General features: G+C 41.8%; 13 protein-coding genes and 1 pseudogene. 1 reads left to right on the top strand and 13 read right to left on the bottom strand.

Features of this window, described 5'->3' with window-relative positions:
• Positions 1 to 234 precede the first annotated feature (234 nt).
• From A0256_17890 to A0256_17830, 13 genes and pseudogenes are all read right to left on the bottom strand, one after another.
• Positions 235 to 1,320: an arsenical-resistance protein gene (locus A0256_17890; GenBank protein AMR33154.1), complete on the bottom strand. Its 1,086-nt coding sequence runs from the start codon at positions 1,318 to 1,320 to the stop codon at positions 235 to 237.
• 48 nt (positions 1,321 to 1,368) lie between these two features.
• Positions 1,369 to 1,791 carry a protein tyrosine phosphatase gene (locus A0256_17885; GenBank protein ID AMR33153.1) on the bottom strand — a complete coding sequence of 141 codons (423 nt, stop codon included), beginning with the start codon at positions 1,789 to 1,791 and terminating at the stop codon, positions 1,369 to 1,371.
• On the bottom strand, positions 1,788 to 2,213 hold the full coding sequence (locus A0256_17880; protein ID AMR33152.1) for a hypothetical protein: 426 nt from the start codon (positions 2,211 to 2,213) through the stop codon (positions 1,788 to 1,790). Before A0256_17880 ends, A0256_17885 begins: the two co-directional genes overlap by 4 nt.
• 11 nt (positions 2,214 to 2,224) lie before the next feature.
• Positions 2,225 to 2,794, bottom strand: a complete 570-nt coding sequence (locus A0256_17875; GenBank protein ID AMR33151.1) for a hypothetical protein — start codon at positions 2,792 to 2,794, stop codon at positions 2,225 to 2,227.
• A gap of 54 nt (positions 2,795 to 2,848) precedes the next feature.
• The gene (locus A0256_17870) at positions 2,849 to 3,178 is read right to left on the bottom strand and encodes a transcriptional regulator (GenBank protein ID AMR33150.1); all 330 of its coding nucleotides are present in this window, start codon (positions 3,176 to 3,178) and stop codon (positions 2,849 to 2,851) included.
• Between the two features lie 88 nt (positions 3,179 to 3,266).
• Positions 3,267 to 3,863: a hypothetical protein gene (locus A0256_17865; GenBank protein AMR33149.1), complete on the bottom strand. Its 597-nt coding sequence runs from the start codon at positions 3,861 to 3,863 to the stop codon at positions 3,267 to 3,269.
• Between the two features lie 168 nt (positions 3,864 to 4,031).
• Positions 4,032 to 5,054, bottom strand: coding sequence for a Holliday junction DNA helicase RuvB (locus A0256_17860; GenBank protein ID AMR33148.1), 1,023 nt, complete (start codon positions 5,052 to 5,054; stop codon positions 4,032 to 4,034).
• 188 nt (positions 5,055 to 5,242) lie between these two features.
• Positions 5,243 to 5,974, bottom strand: a complete 732-nt coding sequence (locus A0256_17855) for a dolichyl-phosphate beta-D-mannosyltransferase (GenBank protein ID AMR33147.1) — start codon at positions 5,972 to 5,974, stop codon at positions 5,243 to 5,245.
• A gap of 242 nt (positions 5,975 to 6,216) precedes the next feature.
• Positions 6,217 to 7,635 (bottom strand): annotated as a pseudogene (locus tag A0256_17850) (hypothetical protein).
• 111 nt (positions 7,636 to 7,746) lie between these two features.
• Positions 7,747 to 8,625 carry a hypothetical protein gene (locus A0256_17845; GenBank protein ID AMR33146.1) on the bottom strand — a complete coding sequence of 293 codons (879 nt, stop codon included), beginning with the start codon at positions 8,623 to 8,625 and terminating at the stop codon, positions 7,747 to 7,749.
• A 169-nt stretch (positions 8,626 to 8,794) separates the two neighbouring features.
• Positions 8,795 to 9,973, bottom strand: coding sequence for an acetyl-CoA acetyltransferase (locus A0256_17840; protein AMR33145.1), 1,179 nt, complete (start codon positions 9,971 to 9,973; stop codon positions 8,795 to 8,797).
• 339 nt (positions 9,974 to 10,312) lie between these two features.
• Positions 10,313 to 10,855 carry a hypothetical protein gene (locus A0256_17835; GenBank protein ID AMR33144.1) on the bottom strand — a complete coding sequence of 181 codons (543 nt, stop codon included), beginning with the start codon at positions 10,853 to 10,855 and terminating at the stop codon, positions 10,313 to 10,315.
• Positions 10,856 to 10,859: 4 nt separating this feature from the next.
• Positions 10,860 to 11,717 (bottom strand): band 7 protein, encoded by an 858-nt coding sequence (locus tag A0256_17830; protein ID AMR33143.1) that lies wholly within the window; start codon positions 11,715 to 11,717, stop codon positions 10,860 to 10,862.
• A gap of 110 nt (positions 11,718 to 11,827) precedes the next feature.
• Here A0256_17830 and A0256_17825 point away from each other — a divergent pair, with 110 nt between their 5' ends.
• Positions 11,828 to 13,897, top strand: coding sequence for a transmembrane HD family protein (locus A0256_17825; GenBank protein AMR33142.1), 2,070 nt, complete (start codon positions 11,828 to 11,830; stop codon positions 13,895 to 13,897).
• Positions 13,898 to 14,051: the final 154 nt, after the last annotated feature.

The following is a 14,051-nucleotide window of genomic DNA, read 5'->3' as shown; positions in this document are numbered from 1 at the left end:
AGCTCCCAACCAAAAAATAAAATTATTTTTTGGTTGGGAGCCCGAGAGTTGTGCAGTCCTTACTTTTTAAATTATTTGGAAAGCGATAGGCTGGTCGTTTCCTTCTGTATTTAACATTGATTTTCAGACAATTAGAAAAAAAATCAAAGTTCTACAGTTGTTTAATGCAAAAACGAAAGCAAGGTTGAGTATAGCTTGAAGAATTAAAAGCAATGCTGATAAAGCACTGCTAGATTATTGTGCGTTGACTGATGGTTTAGTGCTGTAATATTTTTTACGAAAGTAAAAGGCCAGGTTAACTAAAGCAATCAACGCGGGTACCTCAACCAAGGGCCCGATGACACCTGCGAATGCCTCACCTGAGTTGATCCCGAAGACTCCAATAGCCACAGCAATTGCCAATTCAAAATTATTGCCGGTTGCCGTGAAGGCAATTGCTGTAGTCCTGGAGTAATCTGCACCGAAATATTTCCCTATGATAAAACTCAATACAAACATGATGGTGAAGTAGATGACTAAAGGAATGGCAATACGAAATACATCGAATGGAATCTGAACGATCAGGGTGCCTTTTAAGCTAAACATCACGATGATCGTGAAAAGCAGCGCAATTAAAGTGATTGGGGAAATAAAAGGAATGAATTTGGTTTGGAACCATTCTTCGCCTTTTAAATGTATTAAAGCATAACGACTGACAACTCCGGCCAGAAATGGGACACCAAGGTAAATGCCGACACTCTTGGCAATCTCGCCTATAGTAATATTCACTGCCAAGCCGCTCATTCCAAACAGTGGTGGCAGCACAGTGATAAATAAATACGCGTATACGCTATATAGTAAAACCTGGAAAATGCTGTTCAATGCTATTAGGCCCGCCGCATATTCCCTGTTGCCTTCTGCAAGTTCGTTCCATACCACTACCATTGCGATACACCGCGCCAATCCAATCAGGATCAGGCCGACCATGTATGCAGGGTGATCACGCAACAAGGTAATAGCCAATACAAACATGAGTGTAGGCCCAACGATCCAGTTGAGGACAAGCGACGCACTCAAGACCTTGGTATCCTTAAATACTTTACCCATGTTTTCGTATTTAACTTTCGCTAATGGCGGATACATCATGAGTATCAAACCAAATGCTAATGGGATATTAGTTGTCCCGCTGGAAAAAGAATCGATGAATGTTGAAGATGAGGGTGCAAAGTAACCTACGGATACACCAATAATCATTGCAAGGAATATCCATAAAGTAAGGTACCTATCTAAAAAGCTCAGTTTTTTTCGTTCGGCTATCGGGGCGCAAGTATTTGCAGACATGTTCTTTCTATAGAAAATTGACTTTTTATTTTAACGACACACTAATAGTTATGCTAATTGCTTGCTTACAAAGTCGGCCGCATAAAATTTGATCAAATCCCTAACCCTGCGGAACTCGTTTATCACCTCCTCCGGTGAACCAATTGCTTTAGCCGGATCAGGAAAATTGTGATGAAAGCGTACTACCTTGCCAGGAAAATAGGGACAGGCCTCGTTGGCATTATCGCAAACGGTGATCACCAGGTCAAAAGGAATGGCCAGGTATTCATCCACATGATTGGAGGTATGCCCGGAGATGTCTATATGATCTTCAGCCATAACCTGAACGGCTTTTGGGTTTACTCCGTGAGTTTCAATACCGGCACTGTAAATGTTGGCTTTATCACCTGCAAAGTAACGCAGGTAACCTTCTGCTAGTTGGCTGCGGCAACTATTGCCTGTGCACAATACTAATATGTTTTTTTTGCTCATAATGTTTTTTTCATAGCAACTGCCGACAAGGGGCAAACGTGACTGAATTGCGGCGATCGCAGAATTTCTGGAGGAACATTTTCACGTGTAGTTTTTATATAATTCTTTTGCTCAAAGTAAGACACTGCAGTTTCAGTGAGAAGGTATAATACTGAAAGCGTTTTTAGTTTGCCTAAATTTTCAAGTCGTGCCAACAAGTTACTTCCAATTCCTAATCCTCTATAACCGGGATGTACCGCAAAGGACCGGAGTAATCCACAATCATTGTATATCTCCAAACCTACAACACCTATCACTTCATCGTTTTGTATAGCTACAAAAAAGTTGTCCAGCATATATGGCAAATCTGCCACCGGCAAATTTTCAGCCTTCAGCAATGCTACGACCATTTCTTTATAGGGTAGGGCGTTATGGATGCGCATATATTAACGATTTAACAGCAACCACCGCCAGGGGTGCAGCAAGCCTCGGCAGTTGCAGCAAGGTTTATCAGTTGTATTTTTGGTTTTTCGGTTGCGGCAGGGGTACAGCATTCCTCTCCTTTATCATTAGTGCCGCAACTGCCGCCACGTGATTGTGCCTTACATTGTACTGCATCGGGGCGAAGATTTATAGTTAATGTATCGTCGTGAGCGATCATTTCATACGGAAACATTTGTCGTGTATCAAAATCCGCATTGCCGAATTCTATTTTCACCAATCCGTTTGGGTTAAGCGGCAGCATTTTTTCTACGATGTTGATAATCGACAATGCCTTCGTTACTTTCATCGATCGGCTTTGCTCTTCGCCTTCAGGTACCCATAACTGTACAATAATTTCCGTCCAGGCATTCATTATGCCGCCACAATCTACCGATGTGACAGGTGCTTGTTTAATCTCTGTAATATGATAAGCTGCATCAACCAATTTGCCTTTTCCATATTGGAATTGCAGTTCGAGATCAGGATACAGCAAAAGGGTATCTTTAAAAATGTTCCAGGTAACTGCTTCACTATTTTCCATAATTTTTTTATAATTATATTATTGCAATATGGCGATTGATTTGAGCAATTTTTTTTAGCAACAGTTGGTTTTAACATTAAATGCCGCAAAAAAGCCTCCCACATGTTCTTTTAGCTCATTCCAAACCGGCGGATTAATACAATAGCAAACGCTAACGCCTTCTATCGTTCCCTGGATGAGACCTGCATTTTTAAGTTCTTTCAAATGCTGCGAAATCGTTGGCTGCGCCAGGCCAAGTTCACCTACCAAATCGCCACAGATACAAGTATTAGACTTGATGATCTCCTGTAAAATGGCAATGCGAGCAGGATGAGCAATAGCTTTTAGCATTACTGCTAATTTATTTTGCTCATCTGTAAATATTTCGGTTTTTGTTAAGCCCATTATTTATTGCAATATTACGATTGATATTGGAACCTTCAAAATTTTATGTATATTTTTTTTCAATAAGGATGAATGGAGCATGTAAATGCTAGTATAAAAGTGTAAGCGACAAAGATATACCAATCACCAGCGTTGCCACATCGTTGTGGGCTTGCACGAAATTAGTGATCGATAGCGTGGATGATTGCAGGTATTTCTTAACTGTTTCGCGTGAAAGGCCCAATTGATTAGCTATTTCATCGTATTTTAACCTTTTATGTCGGCTAAGCAAGTAAACTTTTTGCTGTTGCGGCGGTAAATGATCTATCGCCTGATCTAACAGCTCATAATAGCCATCTAAGCCACCATCATGGGCTGTTGGCGTCATTACAGCATTTGCTTCAATAGACCTTTGATGGCTGCGTTCTTTAGCCAGTTTCCGCAGGCAGTTAAGCGCGTGATTTTTAGATATTGCGAAAAGGTAAGCCCTGAAATTTTGTACGTTGGTAAGTGCTTCCCGGTTTAACCATATTTTTAGAAAGGCATCCTGCACAATTTCTTCAGCCAGCTCCACCGACTCTGTAATTCGGAAAATATGCGACGCTAATAATTGATGATATTCGCTAAAAAGCTCGCTAAAAGCATGCTCATTTCCATGCGCAACCTTCAAAAGAAGCTCTTTTTCAGTAGATATCTGCTCAAACATAGGTGAATATTGGTGCAGGCAAATAATGAAAAATTAACAGCAACTGCAACTGAAAGTTGCTCAAATGTTAAGATAATTCTACATTGCGTAATAATCACACATTTGTTAATTGTTGACCACCAGTGATTTATGAGGCTATTGTAAAAAGTAACAAATTTGTTGGTTGCGTCAAAACAACGATGGATTTCCACCCAGTTTAATCTTGCCCAGGTGCTTATAGGCGCTTTCCGTAGCCTCACGGCCTCGTGCGGTACGCATTAAAAATCCCTCCTGTATCAAAAATGGCTCGTAAACTTCTTCAATGGTACCTTCCTCTTCACCAACTGCCGTGGCAATGGTTTTAAGGCCCACAGGGCCACCTTTGAATTTGTCGATAATGGTAGAAAGGATCTTATTATCCATCTCATCCAATCCATGCTCGTCCACATTAAGTGCGTTAAGGGCATATTTAGCAATAGCAGTGTCTATAGTTCCGTCGCCTTTTATCTGGGCAAAATCGCGGGTGCGGCGTAAAAGGGCATTTGCGATGCGGGGAGTACCACGGCTCCGTCGTGCAATTTCATAAGCGCCTTCATCGCTGATAGGTGTTTTCAATATCGATGCAGACCGTAATACAATAGTTGTAAGTAACTTAGCATCATAATATTCCAGTCTTGCATTGATTCCAAAGCGAGCCCTTAGCGGGGCAGTAAGCAAACCAGAGCGGGTAGTAGCACCAACGAGCGTAAATGGATTAAGGGAGATCTGAACAGAGCGTGCATTTGGGCCACTCTCCAGCATAATATCTATCTTAAAATCCTCCATGGCAGAGTACAGATATTCTTCAACCAGTGGGCTCAGTCGGTGAATCTCGTCTATAAAAAGAATATCGCCCGTTTCAAGATTAGTTAATAAACCAGCTAAGTCGCCCGGTTTATCCAAAACCGGCCCTGATGTGATCTTGATGCCAACACCCATTTCGTTAGCCACAATGTATGATAGCGTAGTTTTGCCCAAACCAGGGGGGCCGTGCAACAATACGTGATCAAGCGCTTCGCCACGTAAACGCGCAGCCTGTACGAAGATTTTTAGGTTAGCCAGGATCTTATGCTGACCAGTAAAATCTTCAAAAGCCTGTGGCCGCAATACTTTCTCTATATCACGTTCGGCTGGGGAAAGGCGCTCGCGTTCCGGGTCAAGATTCTCATTCATTGCCAACGAAATTAGTATTTTTTCTTTGAGTCCGAAAGTCGGTGGACCTTAAAGTCCGGAAGAAATATTTGGGTGAGAGTTTCAATATAAAATTCAGCGAAATTCCTGTCTTCAAATGTTGAAGATATTGGGTAGGTAAGTTATCGCTATGACTTGCAGACTTTGGGCTTTCTGCCTCCGGGTTCCATTCATCCCTCAGGATACTTTCTGAATATGCTGTTGAGTTTCATTTGGAGAACGCCGATGACTGCCTCCTTAAAAATTCCTTTTGACATTTTAGAAGTTCCGGCGGTTCGGTCCGTAAAGATGATTGGGATCTCTTTTACCTTAAAGCCATGTTTAATAGCCGTATACTTCATCTCAATTTGGAAAGCGTAGCCTACAAATTTTATTTTGTCGAGATTGATTGTTTCCAGCACCTTACGTTTGTAGCACATGAAACCAGCCGTAGCGTCCTGTACATTAATGCCGGTTATAAAGCGCACGTAAACAGATGCGAAATAGCTCATCAATACGCGGCTCATTGGCCAGTTCACAACATTGACGCCTTTTATATACCGAGAACCTATTACGGCATCATTTCCATCAATACAACACTGGCGCAAGCGTAAAAGGTCATCAGGATTATGTGAAAAATCTGAATCCATTTCGAAAATATAGTCGTATTGCTGTTTTATAGCCCACTTAAAACCACGTATATAGGCAGTTCCCAAGCCGAGTTTTCCGGCGCGCTCTATTAAAAAAAGTTTTTCGCCGTAGTCGTGCTGCAGAGATTTTACAATTTTCGCGGTACCATCTGGTGATCCGTCATCGATAATCAGGAGATGGAAATCATGCACAAGTGAAAATACCTTGTGAATCATCCGCTCGATGTTCTCCTTTTCGTTATAGGTAGGTATAATTACTATGCTATCAGGCACTTAAAAATTCTTGAGGTTTGCTAAATGTTGCGGCTAAAGTAACTCAAATTACCTTGCCATAAAATAAAAATTACAGGAAAGCATTTGCCAACCTGTAATTTATGGTAACGTTGTATGTATGTTTTATATTATCTGTATGATCAACAGTTTTAAATAATTTATACAATTGGATTATCTGGGTGGATAGTCGAAGTTTTGTTATCCTGGATATTCATACCCTTTGCCAGCACATCTGCAGCGAAATATGCCTTTTCTTTAATGAAAGGACTAATAAACACAAACAAGATAACAAACCCGAAACAAATGCCAACGAATAACCAAAAAAACGATGCACCGGTAAAGCCGCTGAAAAGTCCGCCCCCGGCAATACTATTGGTCACTACGGCGTTAAAAAACGAGCCTATCGAATAAGTAAAGTACCAAATGGCTGTCATTGTACTTTTCATAGACGGAGGTGATTGTGTATAGGCATACTCTAAGCCAGTGATAGAAACCAAAACTTCGCCTGCCGAAAGCACTGCAAAAGCGAAGATCTGCCACCATACCGATGGATGGAGGCCTTTGTCAACTTTCTCCTGCAAAAGTGCTATGATAACGAAACTAAAACCTGTAACAAACAAACCGAAACCTATTTTACGCAATGGCGTGAGTTTTAGTCCCAGTTTTTCTACCAGCGGGTATAACCCGTAATTAAAAATAGGAATGAATGCTAACAGGAAAAATGCATTAACGGTTTGTATTTGTGAGGGTAGTACTTTCCAGCCGAAGATTCCCAAACTCAGGTCCAGCTTTTCTGATTGCAGAACCCATTCGGCACTATTCATATCCCAAAGCGACCAGAATACAGGTATAAAGGCAAATACTGCCATTACCCGCCAAACAGCTTTTATACCATCTACCTTTTCTTCACCATACTTTGCTTCAGCGCATTCCCAGCCTGTTTTTCCTGTTGATTTTGCTTTACCATTTAATTTGCTGATCAGCGCGTATAAACTTACCGATACAAAGTTGTCTTTATTAATGCCTTTCGGCGGCAGCTTTACATAAGATTTGCGGCCTGAAAAGAAAATTATTGTAGCTAGTGCCATTAATATACCGGGTACACCGAAAGCCCAGGCTGCGCCGTATTTTTCATATATAACGGGAATGATAGCTAAACTAACCATAGAACCTGCATTGATGCTAAAATAAAACCAGCTGTAAATGCTGCTCATTAAATGCTGATTGCTATGGTCAAACTGATCGCCTACATTGGCTGAAACGCAGGATTTAATAGCACCTGCAGAAAAAGCGATGATAATTAATCCCGTTTGGAAGCCAAGAAGATTAGTATCAAACATTGACAACAAAAAGTGACCTATGGTATAGATTAGTGAGCCGATTAAAATTACCCGGTATTTGCCAAAAAACCAATCGGCTAATATGGCACCTAACAGGGGAGTTGCGTAAACCAACGTAGAAAACATATGGTTGATACTGCTGGATTTTGCGTTGGCGATGGCAGTAGCATCATTACTGAAAAACTGGTGAACCAAGAATACAGCCAATATGCTGCGCATACCATAAAAACTAAACCGCTCGGCAAATTCGTTGCCAATTATAAAAGGTACACTTCTGGGGATCTTGCCGGTTTTGGCGGTTACGACTGGAGTTTCCTGCATTACTGTTCTGGGGATAAAATTTGTCTAAAGTAATATAAATCTGCCATACCAAAATTTTATACCGAAATTATTACATGCCAGTATGTTTATATTGTGTATGGGCTTTGTTTGCTATGGTTTTGTTTTCTTTCTAACCGGTATTTCGCCCCGGTCGATTAGCGCCTGGGCTTTAGGGTCAACATATTCAGCATCGCGCGCTTCGGGGATGTTACGCATATCCAAATCGTTTACGTACTGAAATTTGCCGTCTTTGAGCTTATAGCCATCATAACTTAAATCGGGGCCAAAACTCGATGGCTCTTTCATTTTGGGATCAGGCGGGGACAGGTGATCAAATACGATGAGTCCTTCTTCCGGCACGTAACGCAGCAGCATAGAGGTTTGCCTGGCATATTCAAACACAACCCGCTTTCGGTTTTTATTATTTCCATAAAATACCGGCATTCCAAAAACCGGGTAGCCATCCCGGTTGAAAGACAAAACATCGATCACCTTTTTTGTTGACCGTACAGTATTGCCTTTCCACCCTAATAACACATAATAAGGTTTATCAGCACTGATTCGGATTATTTTATAGTATTGTGCACCAAACCAATGCCGGTTGGTTAGTATCGAATCCTCGGGATTTTTGAGCAGGGGCGAGTAGTCTTCCAAAGGGTACATCTGCAACTTTTCGCCAGTATTCATTTGTATGGCACCATAAAAGCGATAGCTGCCATCCTGATTCATGATATGCCAGCTAAAAATTCTGAAACGGCTATCTGGCGCTGTAGTAATGCTTACCGCCTTAACCGAATCGAATGGAAAATTAAAAGAATGGGGTATCTTCAAAGCTCCGACAAGCGTAGGGATAAATTTATAATTCGCGGCTTTGCGGTCTAGATCATTAGTATCATTGATAAACCTTTTCCCGAGCCGGGCAAGGCTGTCCTGGAAAACGCGGAGTTGTTTACTGCTGCCGCTTTCATCAGAATGTTGGGCGAAGGCCAACGCTGAGCTAAAAAGAAGTAAAAATAAAATGATTGTTCTTTTTTGCACTGTGTTTATTTTGTTATGTCCTAAAAATGGAAATATTGAAATTAATTCTGCATTATTGAGCTGTTATCCTGCCAGATACTCGAAACAGTCTATGGCTAATTTAGGTAAATTACAATAATCGTTAAATCAAGTTCTCTATCACAATTGCACTTGCGCCGCCACCTCCGTTGCAAATACCTGCAGCTCCATAAGTACCTTTGTTTTGTTGGAGCACATGGATCAACGTAACGATTATCCTTGCACCGGAAGCGCCTAAAGGGTGACCGATAGCCACTGCGCCACCATTTACATTGACTTTGTCCTCTTTCAATTTCAATAATTTATTATTCGCCAGTGATACTACTGAAAAAGCTTCATTGATCTCGAAGTAATCTATTTGATCCGCTGTAAGTCCTGCTTTATGTAAAGCGAGCGGAATAGCCTTTGCTGGTGCCGTCGTAAAATATTCAGGGGCTTGCTGTGCGTCTGCAAAAGCAATGATTTTTGCCAGGGGCTTTATCCCCATAGCTTCCGCTTTTTCTTTGCTCATGAGTACTAAGGCAGCAGCACCATCATTCAGGGTTGATGCATTTGCGGCTGTCACCGTTCCGTCTTTTTTGAAAACAGGTTTGAGCGTAGGGATTTTATCGAATTTTACGGTGGCTGGTTCTTCATCATTGCTGAACCAGGTTACCTCACCCTTTTTATCTTTAAGTTCTACCGGGGTTATTTCGTCCCTGAATTTACCTGCCGTTTGTGCTGCTTGCGCACGTTTATAGGATTCTATGGCAAAAGCATCCTGTTCTTCACGCGTAACATTGCAATCTACGGCGCAAAGTTCGGCCGCCGAGCCCATATGATAATCGTTGTAAACATCCCAAAGGCCGTCTTTAAGTAAGCCATCTGTTATTTGCCCATTACCCATACGATAACCATTGCGTGCTTTATCCAGGTAATAAGGCACATTACTCATACTTTCCATACCACCGGCCAATACAACATCATTATCGCCATTGGCAATATTTTGGGCCGCCAGCATAACAGCTTTCATGCCCGAAGCGCAAACCTTGTTTACCGTAGTAGCTGGTATATATGGCAAGCCGGCAAATATCGCAGCTTGCGTGGCAGGTGCCTGGCCCAGGTTGGCAGATAGCACATTGCCCATAAATACTTCCTGTATATCAATTGGTTGGAGACCGGCTTTTTCTATAGCCGATTTAATTACCACCGCGCCTAGCTGCGTTGCCGATAAGGCTGCTAAACTGCCACCAAAACTGCCAACAGGCGTACGGGTTGCCGATACGATATACACTTCTTTCATGACGCAAACATTTTATGATTGGTGGGGCAAATTTATATTTTTTGATTAAAGAATAACGATATATCCTTAATTTATTATGCGTGCATAGTATTTTGAGGTAATAAATTCAAATAAACGCGCTATGGAATGTTTCAGTAATTTAACTTATTGTAGCTGCATTTGCTTATTCCTTTTTTTTGCGTGCGTTCTTCTTGCGCCCATTGAGCGCCGACTGCAGCAAAAATTCTATCTGCCCGTTGGTACTGCGGAATTCATCTGCTCCCCAACACTCTATTTCTTTAAGCACTTCGGGATTTATGCGTAAAACAAATGCTTTTTTCTCTGCCATGCTCTGTCTGATTAAATCCCTAAGGCGGCCGCTTCCTTTTGGCGGTGAATAATGATACTTACGCCCATCAATGTCAATAATGGCAAAGGCGGAATACCCGATTTTTCGCTTTTCGTGTTATCTGTATTGATTGTAACTACATAGGGAGTCTTAAACGAAAAAGGTTTCAACTTTATCTGCAATAATTCGCCATAAAGCCCGGCGTCCCACGTGTGAGATGAACTCAATAGTTTTTTTCGGATGAACTCCGCTTCGAAGCCATTAGCCATTTTTAAAACGATCTTGTTTTTCCAAATCTCGGGGGAAAGGGTGCCTGATCGTTCGTCTTCATTCCTCCTTAAATCCATCACCCGGCTAAATAGGCTACCGCGTTTAAGTGTCCAATAGCCATCGGCTGTTTCTATCCGTACAGTCCGTTTAAAAGTCCCCGAGTGGCTCAGTTTTCCGTACACAAACTGCCCGTCGGTAAGTTCAAAGCAGGGGTTGAACCAACCTTTCCGGCTAATAGATAGCTGGTTTGTTTTAATCATTGCAAAATCTCTAAAGTAGCTCATGCAATTAATGATATAAAGTACCTGTATTAACAACAGGAGATACGGCACGTTCCCCGCACAAAACAACCAGTAAGTTGCTTACCATTGCCGCCTTGCGTTCTTCATCTAATTCAATAATATTTTTTTCCGCCATTTTATTTAAGGCCATTTCTACCATACCAACAGCACCTTCAACGATTAGCCTACGGGCGGCAATAATAGCAGACGCTTGCTGGCGCTGCAACATAGCCTGTGCAATTTCCGGCGCATAAGCCAGGTGCGAAATCCGCGCCTCTATCACCTCGATACCGGCACGGCTAAGTCGTTCGTTCAATTCCTGCTCCAGCATCCGGCTTACCTCTTCGGCGCCGCCACGCAGCGTTATGCTCGCGGTTTCGTCTTCTATGTGATCGTAGGGGTAGGAGTTTGCCAAATGGCGCACCGCCGCTTCGCTTTGTATATTTACATACTGCAGATAGTTTTCAACAGCAAATACTGCTTTGGCAGTTTCATTTACCTGCCAAACAATTACGGCAGCAATTTCAATGGGGTTACCTACACTATCGTTCACTTTCAATTGCTGGCCATTTAAGTTAAACGCCCGCAGCGAAATCTTCTTTTTTACGGTAAAAGGGTTAACCCAGTAAAAACCTCCCGTTTTAACCGTACCTACATAGTTACCAAACAAGATCAAAACCCTTGATTCATTGGGGTTTACGATAATGAGGCCCGACAGGACAATTAAAACATCTACAATAGCCAGGATGATTCCCGGGACTGGGTGCTGGGCTACGATCAGCCAAGCTGAGACTCCACCGAGTAAGAAGAATAAAATCAAGGCTATGTAGCCGGAAGGTGCTGTGATAATTTTTTCGGTATTCATGGTTTGTGATTTAAAATGATATCATAAAGATATCAACTTTGGTTTGATAAAAACAAGAAATAATACAGATAACAGAAACTTATATTAATTTTGATAGGATAAACACATCAATGGCAAAATTATCATCGTCGAGGCAGAAGGCATTATTGCGTAAATACGCCCTTAATGTTAAATTTTTTATGATGATAGTGAGCGTAAGCGTTATCGTTTTTGCGCTGCCTAAACAGGCAAAGTTTGCCTACGAATATGAAAAGGGGAGGATCTGGAACCAGAAAGATCTCATATCGCCTTACAATTTTGCAATCCTGAAAACCAATCCGGAAATAGACGCCGATCAGAAATCGGCTCTTGCTACTATTACCCCGGTTTATCAATATAACCCGGAAGTGAGCAAGCAATTGCTGGAAGGCTTTAAAAACGACCTGGAAATAAAATGGCATAATGCGGGTATCAGCGATAATTACAAACCAAAATATTTGCAAACCGGAACCAATTTATTGACTGAAGTTTACAATAGGGGTGTTCTCAAACTTAATCCAAAGTATCAGCAGAGCAATTTAAATTACAAGATCACCATTCTGGATAATAATATCGCTGCTGAGCGTAATACGGCCGATCTTTTTACCCGTGAAAAAGCTATAGCATATTGCGACGATATAATTAGTAAAAGCCCCAATATTGACAAGGCTTTTTTGCTGAACCTGATCCAGGATAGGCTGCAAACCAACCTTACTTATGATAATAAACTCACCGAACGTTTGGAGCAGGAGGTGATTGATAATCTTTCTATAACAAGAGGCATGGTGCAAAAAGGAGAGACCATCATTACCAAAGGCTCTGTAATTAATGATGAAGCGTTTCAAAAATTGGCATCTTACAAAAAAGCCTTTGAAGATAATGCCAGAATCAATGGTAATTACCGGCTAGTATTATTAGGGCAATATTTATTAGTTGGCCTGGTAATCACCCTGCTAATGATATTCTTGTATTTGTTCAGACGGGATATTTATGACGACAACCGCCTGGTGAGCCTGATCCTGCTGGTGGTCACTGCTATGCTTGCCACGTTATCTTTAGCTATTAAGCTGCAATGGCCCAGCAATTTGTATTACATCCCTTACTGCATAGTACCTATAATAATCCGCATTTTATTTGATACCCGGCTTGCGTTAAACATCCACCTGTTGGTAGTGCTGATCGCCGGTTTTTTTGTGCCGAATAGCTTTGAGTTTGCTTTTTTCGAAATCACAGCAGGGATGGTATCCATCTATAGCATCAAAAACCTTATCAGGCGCGAGCAATTCCTCATTTCGGCGGTAATTATCACCTTATCTTACTTTGTATCGTTCGTAGGGGTATCGTTAATCAGAGAGGGTTCTATAACAACTATCGACTGGACCGACTTCCTGCCTTTTGTAGGTAGTGTAGGATTAACCTTGCTGGCCTACCCGCTCATTTATTTGTTCGAAAAGATATTTGCCATCACCTCGGATATTACCCTGATCGAATTAACAAATACCAACGCACCGTTATTAAGAGAGATGGCCTTTAGTGCGCCAGGCACTTTTCAGCATTCCCTGCAGGTAGCCAATCTTGCCGAGAATGCCATTTATTCCATCGGCGGTAACGCTTTACTGGTGAGGGCAGGGGCTTTGTATCACGATATCGGTAAACTTCAAAATCCGTTGTTTTTCATCGAGAACCAGAGTTCGCATTTTAACCCGCATGATAAGCTGCCGTATGAAGAGAGTGCCCAGATCATCATCCGCCACGTAAGTAAAGGGATTGAAATGGCCCGGAAAGCTAACCTGCCAGAGATAGTGATTGATTTTATACGTACGCACCACGGTAACACCCGGGTTGATTATTTTTATCAGTCGTTTTTAAAGAACTTTCCTGAAAAGTTTATCAACGAGAATATTTTCAGATATCCCGGGCCTATTCCATTTTCTAAGGAGGCGGGTGTGCTCATGCTGGCGGATTCTGTTGAGGCAGCCTCTCGCTCGTTGAAAGAACCGGATGAAGAGTCTATAAGTGTGCTGGTGGATAGGATTATTAAGTACAAACTAGATCAAAACCAGCTGAAAGATAGTAACATCACGTTGAAAGACCTGGAAACGATTAAAACCATTTTTAAGCGCATGCTGATGAGCATCTATCACGTGCGAATTGATTATTAATTGCAAAGCCTTTTGATGCTATTGTTTGAACGATCAAATTTCTTTTTAGATTTCGCAGCGTGGCTTAGATACGGGCCATGCCGTAGGCGTTTGGAAATGCGGAAGATTACGCTGTATGCATCAACTAGGGGAGTTGTAGAGTTTGGCTCGGCAT

It is taken from the genome of Mucilaginibacter sp. PAMC 26640, from assembly GCA_001596135.1.
In the GTDB taxonomy this organism is placed as follows: domain Bacteria; phylum Bacteroidota; class Bacteroidia; order Sphingobacteriales; family Sphingobacteriaceae; genus Mucilaginibacter.
The sequence above is the reverse complement of the archived record's forward strand: the minus strand, read 5'-3'. Positions and strand labels throughout refer to the sequence as shown.